Here is a 15395-nt window from a genome sequence, read left to right on the forward strand (position 1 = left end):
CTGTTCCGCGACCCGTGAGCACATCCGGACGTCATTGGGACAGTTGCTGCAAAACCTCGCTTACCTGCTGTAATCGATGTTCCGGGCCACTTTCATCGAGGGTGAAATTCAGCTGGTTGGCGCCCTGAAGCCGGTAGGTGGTCGGGCGTGTCTGCACCAGTTTTACCAGGGTTAACGGGTCCACTTTGGCATTATCGGCGAACTCGATGCGCCCACCGGTGGCTGAGGCCTCCAGCTTGCGAATGCCCATCTGGTTTGCATTGAGCTTGATTTCGGTGATGCGGAACAGGTGCTTTACCGGCTCGGGCAACAGCCCGAAGCGGTCAATCATCTCTACTTGCAGCTCCTTGAGAGCGGTTTTGTCTTCCGCATTGGCAATGCGCTTGTACATGATCAGGCGGCTGTGCACGTCCGGCAGGTAGTCTTCGGGGATCAGTGCAGGCACCCGCAGGTTTACATCCACTGCCGGTGAATCCAGAGGCTCATCGATGTTCGGGGTGCGCCCCTCGCGGATGGCTTTGACGGCGTGGTCCAACATCTCCATATAGAGGTTGAAGCCCACGCTCTGAATCTGGCCGCTTTGTTCTTCGCCCAGCAGCTCGCCGGCGCCGCGGATTTCCAGGTCGTGGGTCGCCAGGGTAAAGCCCGCGCCCAGATCCTGGGCTTCGCTGATAGCCTCGAGACGCTTTACCGCATCGGCGGTCATGGCACGCTTGTTTGGCGTGAGCAGGTAAGCGTAGGCCTGGTGGTGGGAGCGGCCTACGCGACCACGCAGCTGGTGTAACTGGGCTAGGCCAAACTTGTCAGCGCGCTCGATCAGAATGGTGTTTGCAGTGGGTATGTCGATACCGGTTTCGATGATGGTGGTACATACCAGAACGTTGAAGCGCTTGTGGTAGAAGTCGCTCATCACCTGTTCCAGTTCGCGCTCGCGCATCTGGCCGTGGCCAATGCCGATGCGCGCCTCTGGAACCAGTTCCTGGATTTCCCGCGCGATGCGCTCGATGCTTTTCACCTCGTTGTGCAGGAAGTACACCTGACCGCCACGCAGGATTTCCCGCAGGATTGCTTCCTTGATCAGGGCGTCGTCCCGCTCGCGCACAAAGGTCTTCACCGACAGTCGTCGTGCCGGCGGCGTGGCGATGACGGAGAGATCGCGAATGCCGGCCATGGCCATGTTCAGGGTGCGGGGGATCGGCGTGGCCGTGAGGTTGAGAATGTCCACTTCCGAGCGGAGGCTCTTGAGCTTCTCTTTCTGGCGCACGCCAAAGCGATGTTCCTCATCGATGATCAGCAGGCCGAGATTTTTGAATTTGAGATCGCTTTGCAGCAACTTGTGCGTGCCGACAAGAATGTCGACCTTGCCTTCCGTCACCCGTTCCTTAATAGCCTCCACTTCTTTATTACTGCGGAAGCGGGAAATCACCTCGATGCTAATTGGCCAGTCGGCGAAGCGGTCTTGCAGGGACTGGAAGTGCTGCTGGGCGAGCAGGATAGTCGGTACCAGCATGGCTACCTGCTTGCCGCCGTGAGCGGCGACAAAGGCAGCGCGCATGGCCACTTCTGTTTTACCGAAGCCCACGTCGCCACATACCAGGCGATCCATGGGTTTATCCGAGAGCATGTCGCCCACCACGGACTCGATGGCGAGCTGCTGATCCGGGGTTTCCTCAAAGGGAAAACCGGCGGTGAATTCGCGGTAAGCTATACCTGGGTCGCCGAAGGCGTGGCCGACGCGTGCTTCGCGGCGGGCGTAGATGTCCAATAGCTCAGCGGCGGCATCGCGGACTTTTTCCGCGGCTTTGCGCTTGGCTTTCTGCCAGGTTTCGCTGCCCAGCTTGTGCAGTGGTGCGAGCTCTTCGTCGGCACCGGAGTAGCGGCTGATCAGATGCAGGCTGGCAACGGGGACATATAGCTTTGCGCCGTCACCGTATTCGAGGGTTAGGAACTCGGCCTGCTGCCCGTCGATATCCAGGCTCTGCAGGCCTTTATAGCGGCCGACACCGTGATCGATATGCACCACCGGCGCACCGATACGCAGCTCTGCCAGGTTTTTGACGGCGTTGTCGGCATCTTCCTTGGCCTTCCTGCGACGCCGCTGTTGCAGCACCCGGTCACCGAACAGCTGTGGTTCCGCGATCAGGTTCAGCCGCGGCTCCTGTAACAGCAGCCCGGTATCAATCGGGGCTACGGTGATGCCGTATTGCTCTTTGCTGGCAACGAAGGTCTGCCAGCTGTCGAAAGTCTTGGGTGAAAGGCGAATGCCACCGAGCAGCTCTAAAAGGGCCTCGCGGCGTCCACCGCTCTCCGCGCAGAAGAGCACCCGGCCTTCATATTCCATCAGGTAGGCTTCGAGTGCTTTCAGCGGTTGCTCGGACTTGCCGTCGACCGGCAGGCTGGGGGGCGCGGCGCAGGCAAAGTTATAGTTGCCTGCCGCTTCGGGAAGTGTTTCCGCGGAGAAGAAGGCGCGGGGCAGAGATTTCAGTGCGCCGAAGAATTCATCGATATCCAGCAGTACGTGGCGCGGCTCCAGAATAGGGCGGGTGAGGTCGCCGCGGCGGCTCTGGTAGCGGTTGTCGGTCTCGCGCCAGAAGGACTCCACCGGCTGTTGCAGGTTGCCCTGTACAAATACCTGGCTGCCAGCGGGCAGGTAATCAAACAGGCTCGCGCACTTTTCGAAAAACAGCGGCAGGTAATATTCGATACCCGCGGGGGCAATGCCTGCGCTGATGTCCTGGTAGATGGAAACCGGGCCCGGGTCCACGTCGAACTGCTCGTGCCAGCGTTCAAGGAATTTTGCCAGCCCGGGCTTGTGCATCGGGAATTCCCGTGCGGGCAGCAGGTGTACCTGTTCGACCTTGTCTACGGTGCGCTGGTCTTCTGGGTCGAACGTGCGTAGTGATTCAATCTCGTCATCGAACAGGTCGATACGGTAGGGCAGGTTGCTGCCCATGGGGAAAATATCCATCAGCGACCCGCGTACTGCGAATTCGCCATGTTCGTAGACGGTGTCGACACAGTGGTAACCCGCCTGCTCCAGTAGCCGCCGCTGGTTGTCCAGATCGAACTTCTGGCCTTCGCTGAGGATCAGCGCATTGCCGGCGACATAGTCCTTTGGGGCCAGCCGGTGCAGCAGGGTGCTTACCGGTGCAATGACAATACCGCGGTCCATCTGCGGCAACCGGTAGAGGGTGGCCAGTCGGTCCGAGATGATGTCCTGGTGTGGTGAGAAGGTGTCATAGGGCAGGATTTCCCAGTCCGGAAACTGGAAAATTTCCAGTTCGCCCGCCTGCCTGCCTACGCCATCGTCTTGCTCGCCATCTCGGATGGGTTTGTTAAAAAATTTCAGCTGCAGCTCAAGCTGGTGCGCTTCCTGGCTGTTGCGCGCGATGAGCAGCGTTGGTGCGCTGGTGCTTTTGGCTGCGTTCAGGATTGCCAGCGCGGCGCTGGCGCCGTGCAGCTGGCCCCAGAACTGGCGGTCCGTGGGTGTGCGAAAAGCGGGTGGGGACAAGGGGGGGGAATGACTCATGTTTCCTTATAATTCCGTGCTTTCTGACCGCTGGCGGCCCGGGGGGCAGCTATTGTAACGGCGAAACGTGACCGGTGCAGGTTTGGGGTCTGTGCGGGGCTGAATCTGACGATCAGGTCGTGTTGGCCAGTGTCGTTTTTCGGACGATGTTTGTATTGGAGAAATGTAGTTTAACTACAGTTTTCAGGCCATTTTTTACGCGGTTGCGCGGCCTCAGGGGAATACACATAATTCGCCCGCCTTCCGGCCAGAGGCTGTTTTTTTGAGCCATTCTTAACATCTGGACCGATAAGGCACGACCCTAATTTACCCTTTGCAGAGGTGTCTGACTGTGACTCAGAAGCGACCGAAGCCCGCTGACTTTTTCAAGGACTGGAAGGCGCGTGAAGCGCTGGCGGAATCCATGATTCCGATGATTGGCAAGCTCAACCGGGAAAGCAATGTCGGCATTTATATGTACGGCCAAAACCTGGTTAACCGCTCCGTTCTCAGCATCATGAAAGCCCACCGCTTTGTGCGCCAGGTGGAAGAGAACGAGCTGTCCGAGTTTGAAACCTATCCAGTTCTCGAGGCTATCTGCAAGCTGGACCTGGGTCCGGTGCACATCGACCTGGGCACCTTGACCAACAAATACATGCGCGACGAGCGCGGCCTCTCCATCGAGGAGTTCGTTCGCGAAGAGCTGTCTGACGCCGGCGGCGCGGGCACTCCGCTGCCCCAGCCCCAGGATGTAGTGATCTACGGTTTCGGTCGTATCGGACGCCTGGTAGCCCGCCTGCTGATCGAAAAAGCTGGTAGTGGTGACGTGCTGCGCCTGCGCGCCATCGTGCTGCGCAAGGGCAAAGCGGACAATGATCTGGTCAAGCGCGCCTCGCTGCTGCGCCGCGACTCTGTCCACGGCGCCTTCAACGGCACCATTCGTGTGGACGAAGAGACCAGCACCCTTATCTGCAACGGTAACGAAGTGAAGGTGATCTACGCCAACTCCCCGCAGGAAGTGGATTACACCCAGCACGGCATCAACAACGCCCTGATCGTCGACAGCACCGGCGTTTGGCGCGATGAAGAGGGTCTGTCTCAGCACCTGGAGAGCAAAGGTGCCGCCAAGGTGCTGCTGACCGCGCCGGGCAAGGGCGACCTGAAGAACATTGTTTACGGTATCAATAACGGTGACATCACGCCGGAAGACAAGATCCTGTCTGCCGCGTCCTGTACCACCAACGCCATTGTGCCGGTACTGAAAGCGATGATGGACAAGTACGGTGTGCAGCACGGCCACGTGGAGACCGTACACGCCTATACCAATGACCAGAACCTGATCGATAACTACCACAAGGGTGAGCGTCGCGGTCGCTCTGCCGCCCTGAACATGGTGTTGACCGAGACCGGTGCTGCCAAGGCTGTTTCCAAGGCTCTGCCGGAGCTGAAGGGTAAGCTCACCGGTAACGCGATCCGTGTTCCGACCCCGAACGTATCCATGGCCATCCTGAACCTGCGCCTGGGTCAGGAGACCAACAAGGAAGAGTTGAACGAGTACATGCGCGATGTGGCGCTGCACTCGCCGCTGCGCCAGCAGATCGACTTTACCAATTCACCGGAAGTGGTCTCCAGCGACTTCGTTGGCTCCCGCCGCGCCTGCGTATTTGACTCCATAGCCACCATCGTTGATGGCGACAATGCGGTCCTTTACTGCTGGTACGACAACGAGTTCGGCTATAGCTGTCAGGTAGTTCGCTGCCTCGAAGACATGGCTGGCGTGCGTTACGAGCTGTTCCCGAAGAAGGACTGATTCGAGCGCTCGAGTGGGGGAGGGGTGCAGTCCTCTCCCTCGCTGGTTCCGTGGCGCCACCGATTGGTCAGGCAGATCAATCCGGCGCCAAGTCGCCTCCCCCTTGCGCAGATCATTGCCGGGGTGGCGCCTCCAACTAAAGTCGTTGTTTTTTCAGCAAAAATTTCCTCATCTTGGGCCGATTTGGCTCTATCTGCTCTGGTAAACCCCATCTCCCATCTTTATAATGCGCGCGATTTTGCGGGGCTGCCGTGTGCCGGGATATTTTTACGTAGAGACTGCAGATTGCCGAGGCAATTGCGGGTATCTGCCCCCCGGCCGCTGAGCGATATCTTCTACCTCCGTGGTGCCATCCTGTAGTGTCTACGACGTGTAGGCGTACTTTCAGGCTGAACCGGCTCGCCACGGCCTAAGCCCCCGCCATGGGTTCCTCTATTTTTAGCGTTTTTAAACCTAGAAACTTTTTAACCTACTAAATCTATCAACTTAGAACTTAGGCATAGGCGTATGAGAAAGATCCGTCGGGGATTGGATTTACCCATATCCGGCGCGCCCGAGCAGGTCATCTATGATGGCCCTGCTGCCAAGACTGTTGCGGTGATTGGTCCCGATTACAACGGGATGAAGCCCACCATGGCGGTTGCGGAAGGGGATAGCGTCAAACTCGGACAGCTGCTGTTCAGCGATAAAAAAACAGAAGGGGTTCGCTACACCGCTCCGGCCGCTGGCCGTGTGGTAGCCATCAACCGTGGTGCCCGCCGGGTACTGCAGTCGGTGGTTATCGAGGTGGAAGGCGATGAAGCGGAGCAGTTTGCCAGCTACAGCGCTGACAAGCTCGCAGATCTGACCGATGAGCAGGTTCGTGTGAACCTGGTGGAGTCTGGTCTGTGGACTGCTCTGCGTACCCGTCCGTTCAGCAAGGTTCCGGCGCTCGACGCCCAGCCGTCTGCTCTCTTCATCAATGCCATGGACACCAATCCGCTGGCCGCTGACCCGGTTGTGGTCATCGCCGAGCAGCGCGATGCGTTCGCCCAGGGCGTTGAAATCCTCTCCAAGCTCGCCGAAAAGACCTTCGTGTGCACCGCGCCCGACGCGGACATCCCGGTCCCGGGTGTTGCTACCGTGCAGCGCGAAGCGTTTGCCGGCCCGCACCCGGCTGGTCTCTCCGGTACCCATATCCATTTCCTGCACCCGGTTAAAGCGGGCCGTCAGGTTTGGACCATCGGTTACCAGGACGTGATTGCTGTCGGCAAGCTGTTTGAAACCGGCAAGCTGTTCACTGACCGTGTGGTTGCCCTGGGTGGCCCGCAGGTGACCAAGCCGCGTCTGCTCCGCACCCGTCTCGGTGCCGACCTGACAGCGCTGACTGCTGGCGAAATCACCGGTGACGACAATCGAGTGGTTTCCGGCTCCGTATTTGGCGGTCGCACTGCCAGCGGTCCGCTGGCGTACCTCGGTCGTTACCACAACCAGGTGACTGTGCTGCAGGAAGGCCGTGAGCGCCCGATGCTGCATTACTTCACCCCGGGTACAAATCGTTTCTCGGCGATGCCGATCTACCTGTCCCGCCTGCTCAAGAGCAAGCTGTTCAGCTTCACCACCAGCACCAATGGCTCCGAGCGTGCCATGGTCCCGGTCGGTGCCTACGAGCGCGTGATGCCGTTAAACATCCTGCCGACTCAGCTCCTGCGCGCGTTGATCGTGGGTGACACGCAGGTTGCCCAGCAGCTGGGTGCCCTCGAGCTGGACGAAGAGGATCTCGCCCTGTGTACCTTCGTGTGCCCTGGCAAGTATGAATATGGCCCCATTTTGCGGGACAACCTGACCCGTATTGAGAAGGAGGGTTAAGGGATGTTGCGTAAATTCTTAGACTCCATCGAGCCGCACTTTCACAAGGGCGGCAAATATGAAAAGTTCTACGCGCTGTACGAGGCCTTGGATACTGGCCTGTTCCAGCCTGCAGATCGCACCAAAACCACCGCGCACGTGCGCGACGGTATCGATCTGAAGCGCATCATGATCACCGTTTGGGCCTGTGCCATGCTGGCAGCCTTCTTCGGCATGTGGAACATTGGTTACCAGTCCAACTCGATCATTGCCAATATGGGCACCACCGAGTTTGAAGGCTGGCGCCACGCGATCATCGGCGCGCTGACCAGCTACAACGCGGCGAGCATCTGGGACAACTTCGTCTACGGGGCGATGTACTTCCTGCCGATTTACCTGTGCACCTTTATTGTGGGCGGTATCTGGGAAGTGCTGTTTGCCGCGGTGCGTGGTCACGAGGTGAACGAAGGCTTCTTCGTAACCTCCATCCTGTTTGCCCTGAGCTGTCCGCCAGACCTGCCGCTGTGGATGGTGGGTATGGGCATCAGCTTCGGTGTGGTGATTGGTAAGGAAGTCTTCGGTGGTACCGGTAAAAACTTCCTCAACCCCGCACTGACCGGCCGTGCCTTCCTGTACTTTGCTTATCCGGCTTCCATGTCCGGTGATGCGGTGTGGACCGCGGTCGATGGCTACACCGGTGCCACCGCACTGTCCGTGCTGGCCAGCGAAGGTGTTCAGAATGGCGTGATCAACGCCGCCTCCGGCTCGCTGACCTGGTGGGACGCGTTCTTCGGCAATATGCATGGCTCCATCGGTGAAACTTCCACCTTTGTGATCCTGATTGCCGGTGTCATCCTGATGGGCATGAAGATCGCCAGCTGGCGCATCGTTGCCGGCACCATGCTGGGCATGATGGCGACCTCGCTGATGTTCAATATGGTCGGCTCCGAGACCAATGCCTTCTTCAATGTGCCTTGGTACTGGCACCTGGTGGTTGGCGGTTTCGCTTTCGGTCTGATCTTCATGACTACCGATCCGGTATCCGCTGCTATGACCAACACCGGTCGCTGGTGGTACGGCATCCTTATCGGGGTGATGACCGTTCTTATCCGTGTCGTGAACCCGGCCTTCCCGGAAGGCATCATGCTGGCGATCCTGTTCGCTAACCTGTTCGCGCCGCTGTTTGACCACTTTGTGGTGCAGTCTCATATCAAACGGAGGTTGGCACGTGGCTAATAAAGATTCCGTAAAAGGTACGCTGATTGTTGCGCTAGTGCTGTGTATCGTCTGCTCCGTGGTGGTCTCCACCGCAGCGGTCATGCTGAAGCCCACGCAGGAATCGAATGCCGAGCTGGACATGAAGAAAAACGTCCTGCTGGCGGGTGGTCTGATCGCTCCTGATCAGACCAACCGCAAGGCGATCGAAGAAGCGTTTGGTAACGTCACCATCAAGTACGTTGACCTGAGCACCGGCAAGTTCACCGATGAGGCGCCTGCTGGCGGCACCGGTCGCGCCGCGGCCAAGATCGCAAGTGCCAGTGAAAAACTGCCTGCGGATCAGGACACCGCCAAGATCATCCGCCGTGAGAACACCAAAGAGGTGTACTTGGTGGAAGAGAATGGTGAGATGCAGCGCATCATCCTGCCAGTTCGCGGCTACGGTCTGTGGGGCCAGCTGTATGGCTTCCTCGCTCTGGAAAAGGACCTCAACACCGTTGCGGGTCTGGGATTCTACGAGCACAAGGAAACCCCCGGACTGGGTGGCGAAGTCGACAACCCGCGCTGGAAAGCGCAGTGGGAAGGCAAGGAAGTGTACGGTGCTGATGGCGACGTAGAACTTTCTGTGATCAAGGGCAGTGTTGACGCCAATACACCGAATGCTGAGCACAAGGTAGACGGCCTGTCCGGTGCCACTCTGACCAGCAAGGGCGTCGACAACCTGATTAACTTCTGGCTGGGCAGCCAGGGTTACGGTCCCTTCCTGAAAAACCTGAAAGCAGGGGAGGCGTGAGCATGAGCATGAAACTGAAAGACACTCTGCTGGAGCCGATTTTCAACAATAACCCCATCGCGTTGCAGATCCTCGGTATCTGTTCCGCGCTGGCGGTGACCAGCTCACTGCAAGTGACACTGGTAATGTGTGTGGCACTGACAACCGTGGTGGCGTTTTCCAACACCGCGGTGTCCCTGATCCGCAAGCAGATTCCAAACAGCATCCGGATCATCGTGCAGATGACCGTGATTGCCTCTTTGGTAATTCTGGTTGACCAGATCCTCAAGGCGTATGCCTACGACACCTCCAAGCAGCTCTCCGTATTCGTTGGTCTGATTATTACCAACTGTATCGTGATGGGTCGCGCGGAAGCCTTTGCCATGAAGCACGGTCCCAAGGACAGCTTCTTCGACGGTATCGGTAATGGTCTGGGTTACAGTGTCATCCTGATTGGCCTCGCGGTCGTTCGCGAACTCTTCGGCGCTGGCAAACTGATGGGTATCGAAATCCTGCAAACCGTGAATAACGGTGGCTGGTACGTACCCAACGGTATGCTGCTGCTGCCGCCGAGCGCATTCTTCCTGATCGGTCTGTTCATCTGGGCAATCCGTACCTGGAAGCCGGCGCAGGTGGAAGAGGACGAGTTCAAAATCACGTCCAACTCTAAAGTGCCGCTGGCGCAACAGGAGGCCTGATAGATGGAACATTTTATTTCTCTGATCATCCGCGCCGTTTTCGTAGAAAACATGGCGCTGGCCTTCTTCCTCGGGATGTGTACCTTCCTCGCGGTATCCAAGAAGGTCGAAGCGGCGATTGGCCTCGGTGTTGCGGTAATCGTAGTACTGACCATCACCGTTCCGGTTAACAACCTGATTTACACCTACCTGCTGAAAGACGGCGCGCTGGCCTGGGCCGGCTATCCGGACGTGGACCTGAGCTTCCTCGGCCTGCTGTCTTACATCGGCGTGATCGCGGCACTGGTACAGATCCTGGAGATGTTCCTGGATAAATACGTACCGGCGCTCTACAACGCCCTGGGTGTATTCCTGCCCCTGATTACCGTGAACTGCGCCATCATGGGTGCCTCTCTGTTCATGGTGGAGCGGGAATACAATTTTGGTGAATCTGTTGCTTATGGCTTCGGCGCCGGTCTCGGCTGGGCTCTGGCGATTGCCGCTCTGGCGGGTATTCGCGAAAAGCTCAAGTACAGCGACGTGCCGAACGGCCTGAAAGGCCTGGGCATCACCTTCATCACCGTTGGTCTCATGTCGCTGGGCTTTATGTCCTTCGGCGGCATCGATATCTAAGCGGGGAGGTTGAATAACATGGAATTAACATCGATTTATTTTGGCGTCGGCATGTTCACCGTGATCGTGATCGCGCTGGTGGCCATCATTCTGGTTGCCCGCTCGCGTCTGGTGAACACCGGTGACGTCAACATCGTGGTCAACGGTGAGAAGACCCTCACCGTGCCGGCCGGCGGCAAGCTGCTGCAGACTCTGGCTGCGAACAACCTGTTCCTGGCCTCTGCCTGTGGTGGCGGCGGCTCCTGTGCACAGTGCGTGTGTGTGGTTGAAGAGGGCGGTGGCGATATGCTGCCGACCGAAGCTGCCCACTTCACCCCGCGTGAAGCCAAAGAAGGCAAGCGTCTGTCCTGTCAGGTTGCTGTAAAGCAGGACATGAAGATCGAAGTGCCGGAAGAGGTGTTTGGTGTGAAGCAGTGGGAATGCACTGTGGAATCCAACCCGAACGTGGCCACCTTCATTAAAGAACTGACCCTGAAACTGCCGGAAGGCGAAAACGTCGACTTCCGTGCGGGTGGTTACGTTCAGCTGGAAGCGCCGCCCCACCATGTGAAATTCTCCGATTTCGACATCGAAGAAGAGTACCGTGGCGACTGGGAGCACTTCGGCTTCTTCAAGCTGGAGTCCAAGGTTACCGAGCCGGTGGTACGCGCCTACTCCATGGCGAACTACCCGGAAGAGAAGGGCGTTGTTAAGTTCAACATCCGTATCGCAACGCCGCCGCCGCGTACCGAAGGTATTCCGCCGGGCCAAATGTCTTCCTACGTCTTCAATCTGAAGCCGGGCGACAAGATGCGCGTTTACGGTCCCTTCGGTGAGTTCTTCGCCAAGGACACCGACAACGAGATGGTCTTCATCGGTGGTGGTGCCGGTATGGCGCCGATGCGTTCGCACATCTTCGACCAGCTGAAGCGTCTGCACTCCAAGCGCAAGATCAGCTTCTGGTACGGTGCACGCTCCCTGCGTGAGATGTTCTACGAGGACGACTACAACGGTCTGCAGGAAGAGTTCGACAACTTCAAGTGGCACATCGCACTGTCGGATCCGCAGCCGGAAGACAACTGGGAAGGCTACACCGGTTTCATCCACAACGTGGTGTACGAAAACTATCTGAAGGACCACCCGGCGCCGGAAGATTGTGAGTACTACATGTGTGGGCCGCCCATGATGAACGCGGCGGTGATCAATATGCTGAAGAACCTGGGCGTTGAGGATGAAAACATCCTGCTCGACGACTTCGGTGGCTGATCATCGATGATTGGACGTGACAACACATCCACAAAAACAGGGCCGATCAATTCGGCCCTGTTTTTGTTTGTGCAGAACCGCTTTTCATTGCGTGCGCTGTTTGCGCGCGTTGCCGTTTTGTTGCTGGCAGTGCTCAGCCTTGCCGCCTGCACACCGGGTAGTGAGACCTGGAAGCTTACCGGCCCCACCATGGGTACCAGCTACCACATCACGGTGGTGGATGTGCCAGCCAGCCTTCGCAAGGCAGAATTGCAATCCGCAATCGATGCGGAACTGGTGGCGGTCAACCAGGAAATGTCCACCTACATTCCCGATTCCGAGCTGATGCGTTTTAACCGCGCGCCGGTGGGTGAAGAGGTTGAGGTGTCACCGCATCTTGCCACCGTTGTAGAGCGGGCCCTGGAAATCTATCGCAACAGCGATGGTGCCTTCGACGTTACCGTCGGCCCGCTGGTTAACCTGTGGGGTTTTGGTCCGAATCCGGAACCTGAAACTATCCCCGGCGATGCTGAAATTGCGGCGTTGCAGGCGGTAGTCGGGTCTGACGCGCTGAACCTGCAAGGCGCCAGATTGTCCAAAAAGCGTCCGGTTGAGATTGATCTCTCTGCCATCGCCAAGGGGCACGGCGTCGATCGGGTGGCCGAATTGCTCGAGACCAAAGGTATTGCGAATTACCTGGTCGAAGTGGGTGGCGAGCTGCGTACTGCCGGGGTCAACCCGAAAGGAAAGTCGTGGCGCATTGGCGTTGAGCGTCCTTCCGGTGGCCAGGTAGTGCAGAAGCCGATCGAGGTCAGTGGTAAAGCCGTGGCCACCTCCGGTGACTACCGCAATTACTACGAGCGCGACGGCAAGCGCTATGCGCATACCATTGATCCGCGCAGCGGACGCCCAGTGGAGCATCGCCTGGCTTCGGTCACCGTGATTGCGGAAACCTGCGCAGAGGCCGATGGCTACGCGACGGCACTGAATGTGATCGGCGCAGATGCAGCGTTAAAATTGGCAGAAGAGCAGAATCTTGCGGTTTTCCTGCTGGTAAAAACCGAATCCGGGTTTGAAGAGCGCGCAAGCAGCGCCTTCCAGCCCTATCTTGAAAGTCAGGGGAGGTAACCGTGACTATTTATATTTTGGCGTTCATTATTATGCTGCTGGTTGTCGCCGGTATGGCGATCGGTGCGATTGTTCAGAACAAGCCACTGAAAGGTTCCTGTGGCGGCCTGAACAAGATCGGTATGAAAAAAGACTGTGACATTTGCGGTGGTGACGACGACGAGTGCGAGAAAGAGCAGGAGCGTCAGCGTCAGGCGGCATTGGCGGAAGCCGCGGCGGGATCCGATCTCGCCTACGACGCAACCCAAAAGCAAGACAAGCAGTCCTGATTCGACCAAACCTGATTCAATTAAAAAAGCAAAGATAGTAAATCAATGGCAGATTCCAAATACGATCTGGTAGTAATTGGTTCCGGCCCGGCAGGGGAAGCCGCGGCCATGAGCGCAGCAAAAAAAGGGCTGCGCGCGGCGGTTATCGAGCGCAGTGCATCGGTGGGCGGCAACTGTACCCACAAGGGAACTATCCCTTCAAAAGCCTTGCGTCACTCTGTAAAGCAATTGATGCGCTACAACACGCACAGTGTATTCCGTGCGTTGGGTGAGCCGCGCCGCCTGACCTTTCCGCAGGTCATGCAGACAGTAAACAAGGTCATTTCCTATCAAGTGGAAATGCACACCAGCTTCTACGCGCGCAACCGTGTTGACCTGATTGTTGGTGAGGCGGCTTTCCGCGATGCCAACAGCGTGGAAGTACAGCTGGCGGACGGTGCAAAAGAAATTATCGTCGCGGACAAATTTGTGGTTGCCACCGGTTCGCGCCCGTATCGTCCGGCAGATGTCGATTTCAATCACCCGCGGGTGTACGACAGCGATACCATCCTGGATATGGAGCACACGCCCCAGGCCATCATCATTTACGGTGCCGGTGTTATTGGCTGTGAATACGCCTCGATTTTTGCCGCGCTGGGCATGAAGGTGGACCTGATCAACAGTCGTAACCACCTGCTGGAATTTCTCGACGACGAGATATCCGATGCCCTGAGCTACCACCTGCGTGACATGGGCGTGACCGTACGTCACCGCGAGGAGTATGCCAAGGTCATTGGTAGCGACCGCGGTGTCACCATGGAAATGCAGTCCGGCAAGCGTATTTCTGCCGATGCGCTGCTGTGGTGTAACGGCCGTTCCGGCAACACCGGCTCACTCGGGCTGGATAAAATCGGACTCGAGGCTAACCATCGCGGACAGCTGGCAGTGGATGAACACTACTGCACCGCTGCGGAGAATGTGTTTGCCGTGGGTGACGTGATCGGCTGGCCGAGCCTTGCCAGTGCATCCTACGACCAGGGCAGGGCAGTTGCGGCGGCCATCGTTGGTCGCGGCCACCGGGTGATCGAAGATGCGCCCACCGGGATTTACACCCTTCCGGAAATTTCTTCCGTAGGTAAAACAGAAACCGAACTGACCAATGCCAAGGTGCCGTACGAAGTAGGGCGTGCATTGTTCAAGCACACCGCGCGCGCACAGATTTCCGGTGAGCGTGTGGGCATGCTCAAGATTCTGTTCCACATCGAAACCCGTGAAATCCTCGGTATCCACTGCTTTGGTGCGGAGGCCGCGGAGATTGTTCACATCGGCCAGGCAATCATGAAGCAGCCGGCACCGAACAATTCCATCGACTTCTTTGTGAACACCACTTTCAACTACCCGACTATGGCGGAGGCTTATCGCAGTGCCGCACTGGACGGGCTCAACCGGATCACGCGGTTATGAGCGAGCCGTCTCCCGCCGAGTTTCGCTCGCTGGTAGAGGGGATATTTGGTGATATCCCCTTCGTGCGGGAAATTGGGCTCAGGCTGCATGAGTTTGATCTGGAAAGCCAAACCCTGTCTGCGGCTTTTGATTTAAAGCCACAGCTGATAGGCAACCATTTTCAGAACATTCTGCATGGCGGTGTTATTGCCACTGCACTGGATACCGTGGGCGGGCTAACTGCCATGGTAGCTGCCTACCACCGGATGGGTGGTGCGATCGACTGGCAGGAAAAAGTTCAGCGTCTGACCCGGTTGGGTACAGTAGATATGCGGGTGGACTACCTGAAGCCCGGTCGGGGTCAACACTTCGTGTGTGGCGGGTCGGTTCTTCGCGTGGGCAATAAACTGGTGGTCACCAGGATGGAGTTGCACAACGATAGCGGCGAGTTGATTGCTACCGGTACCGCGACCTTTCTTTACTGAGGTACGGGCGACAGTGTGGTTACGCTGTCGCCCTGGGCCCGGTTACCCTTGATGCTTCTTCACCGTGTGCAGTACGCGGTCGTATTCGAAATATACGTAGAAGTCGGCATATTCCCAGCGCGTGATGGCGGGCTCACCAACCGGTCCCTGAATATTCAGGGGTTCGCCCAGTTCTGAAGTGACGACTTCCTGTTTTTTGCCGCGCAGATGAGCGGCATCAGCGGCTACACCCTGGCTACCCACAGGTACTTCCACAGTGTCGGCATAAGTCGCGGCGCTGGCTAAAAATGCAGCGCCGAGCAGGCCGGCAAGGGACAGGCTGCGCAGGGAGGAAATCGCTTGGCGAGTTGAGAACATAGGGCTCTCCAGATTGATTATTCGAGTTGTTCAGCATTAAAGCAGATATTGTGCCGAAACACGCG

Annotated in this window: 13 protein-coding genes; 11 read left to right on the top strand and 2 right to left on the bottom strand. The window is 57.7% G+C overall.

The window, feature by feature from the left end:
• Positions 1 to 31 precede the first annotated feature (31 nt).
• The gene (gene mfd, locus LC059_RS13935) at positions 32 to 3529 is read right to left on the bottom strand and encodes a transcription-repair coupling factor (RefSeq protein ID WP_226704472.1); all 3498 of its coding nucleotides are present in this window, start codon (positions 3527 to 3529) and stop codon (positions 32 to 34) included.
• A 325-nt stretch (positions 3530 to 3854) separates the two neighbouring features.
• Between mfd and LC059_RS13940 the strand changes: the two genes are divergently transcribed.
• The 11 genes from LC059_RS13940 (at position 3855) to LC059_RS13990 (ending at position 14973) form a co-directional block, all read left to right on the top strand.
• Positions 3855 to 5318 (top strand): glyceraldehyde-3-phosphate dehydrogenase, encoded by a 1464-nt coding sequence (locus LC059_RS13940; RefSeq protein ID WP_226704584.1) that lies wholly within the window; start codon positions 3855 to 3857, stop codon positions 5316 to 5318.
• 507 nt (positions 5319 to 5825) lie between these two features.
• Positions 5826 to 7166 carry a Na(+)-translocating NADH-quinone reductase subunit A gene (locus tag LC059_RS13945; RefSeq protein WP_226704473.1) on the top strand — a complete coding sequence of 447 codons (1341 nt, stop codon included), beginning with the start codon at positions 5826 to 5828 and terminating at the stop codon, positions 7164 to 7166.
• A gap of 3 nt (positions 7167 to 7169) precedes the next feature.
• The gene (locus LC059_RS13950; protein ID WP_226704474.1) at positions 7170 to 8381 is read left to right on the top strand and encodes an NADH:ubiquinone reductase (Na(+)-transporting) subunit B; all 1212 of its coding nucleotides are present in this window, start codon (positions 7170 to 7172) and stop codon (positions 8379 to 8381) included.
• Positions 8374 to 9156, top strand: a complete 783-nt coding sequence (locus LC059_RS13955; RefSeq protein WP_226704475.1) for a Na(+)-translocating NADH-quinone reductase subunit C — start codon at positions 8374 to 8376, stop codon at positions 9154 to 9156. Before LC059_RS13950 ends, LC059_RS13955 begins: the two co-directional genes overlap by 8 nt.
• Before the next feature lie 8 nt (positions 9157 to 9164).
• Entirely contained in the window at positions 9165 to 9833 is a 669-nt protein-coding gene (locus tag LC059_RS13960) for an NADH:ubiquinone reductase (Na(+)-transporting) subunit D (RefSeq protein WP_226704585.1), read from the top strand.
• Positions 9834 to 9836: 3 nt separating this feature from the next.
• Entirely contained in the window at positions 9837 to 10445 is a 609-nt protein-coding gene (nqrE, locus tag LC059_RS13965) for an NADH:ubiquinone reductase (Na(+)-transporting) subunit E (RefSeq protein ID WP_226704476.1), read from the top strand.
• Between the two features lie 18 nt (positions 10446 to 10463).
• A complete protein-coding gene (nqrF, locus tag LC059_RS13970) occupies positions 10464 to 11690 on the top strand; it encodes an NADH:ubiquinone reductase (Na(+)-transporting) subunit F (RefSeq protein ID WP_226704477.1) in 1227 nt (408 codons plus the stop codon).
• A 6-nt stretch (positions 11691 to 11696) separates the two neighbouring features.
• Positions 11697 to 12797, top strand: coding sequence for an FAD:protein FMN transferase (locus LC059_RS13975; protein WP_226704478.1), 1101 nt, complete (start codon positions 11697 to 11699; stop codon positions 12795 to 12797).
• A 2-nt stretch (positions 12798 to 12799) separates the two neighbouring features.
• Complete coding sequence (gene nqrM, locus LC059_RS13980; RefSeq protein ID WP_226704479.1) at positions 12800 to 13066, top strand: (Na+)-NQR maturation NqrM; 267 nt, start codon at positions 12800 to 12802, stop codon at positions 13064 to 13066.
• Positions 13067 to 13111: 45 nt separating this feature from the next.
• Positions 13112 to 14509 (top strand): Si-specific NAD(P)(+) transhydrogenase, encoded by a 1398-nt coding sequence (gene sthA, locus LC059_RS13985; RefSeq protein ID WP_226704480.1) that lies wholly within the window; start codon positions 13112 to 13114, stop codon positions 14507 to 14509.
• The gene (locus LC059_RS13990; protein ID WP_226704481.1) at positions 14506 to 14973 is read left to right on the top strand and encodes a thioesterase family protein; all 468 of its coding nucleotides are present in this window, start codon (positions 14506 to 14508) and stop codon (positions 14971 to 14973) included. Before sthA ends, LC059_RS13990 begins: the two co-directional genes overlap by 4 nt.
• Positions 14974 to 15015: 42 nt before the next feature.
• On the opposite strand, the gene LC059_RS13995 is transcribed toward LC059_RS13990, so the two are convergent.
• Complete coding sequence (locus LC059_RS13995) at positions 15016 to 15330, bottom strand: hypothetical protein (RefSeq protein ID WP_226704482.1); 315 nt, start codon at positions 15328 to 15330, stop codon at positions 15016 to 15018.
• Positions 15331 to 15395 lie beyond the last annotated feature (65 nt).

Origin of the sequence: Microbulbifer elongatus (assembly GCF_020524885.1) — a bacterium.
Classification (GTDB): Bacteria; Pseudomonadota; Gammaproteobacteria; order Pseudomonadales; family Cellvibrionaceae; genus Microbulbifer; species Microbulbifer elongatus_A.

What these genes read in the sequence shown, in the direction of transcription:
- sthA (WP_226704480.1), top strand. Translation starts at nt 13,112, where the DNA reads ATGGCAGATTCCAAATACGATCTGGTAGTAATTGGTTCCGGCCCGGCA.
- LC059_RS13990 (WP_226704481.1), top strand. Translation starts at nt 14,506, where the DNA reads ATGAGCGAGCCGTCTCCCGCCGAGTTTCGCTCGCTGGTAGAGGGGATA.
- LC059_RS13945 (WP_226704473.1), top strand. Translation starts at nt 5,826, where the DNA reads ATGAGAAAGATCCGTCGGGGATTGGATTTACCCATATCCGGCGCGCCC.
- LC059_RS13960 (WP_226704585.1), top strand. Translation starts at nt 9,165, where the DNA reads ATGAAACTGAAAGACACTCTGCTGGAGCCGATTTTCAACAATAACCCC.
- LC059_RS13950 (WP_226704474.1), top strand. Translation starts at nt 7,170, where the DNA reads ATGTTGCGTAAATTCTTAGACTCCATCGAGCCGCACTTTCACAAGGGC.
- nqrE (WP_226704476.1), top strand. Translation starts at nt 9,837, where the DNA reads ATGGAACATTTTATTTCTCTGATCATCCGCGCCGTTTTCGTAGAAAAC.
- LC059_RS13975 (WP_226704478.1), top strand. Translation starts at nt 11,697, where the DNA reads ATGATTGGACGTGACAACACATCCACAAAAACAGGGCCGATCAATTCG.
- LC059_RS13995 (WP_226704482.1), bottom strand. Translation starts at nt 15,330, where the DNA reads ATGTTCTCAACTCGCCAAGCGATTTCCTCCCTGCGCAGCCTGTCCCTT.
- nqrF (WP_226704477.1), top strand. Translation starts at nt 10,464, where the DNA reads ATGGAATTAACATCGATTTATTTTGGCGTCGGCATGTTCACCGTGATC.
- mfd (WP_226704472.1), bottom strand. Translation starts at nt 3,529, where the DNA reads ATGAGTCATTCCCCCCCCTTGTCCCCACCCGCTTTTCGCACACCCACG.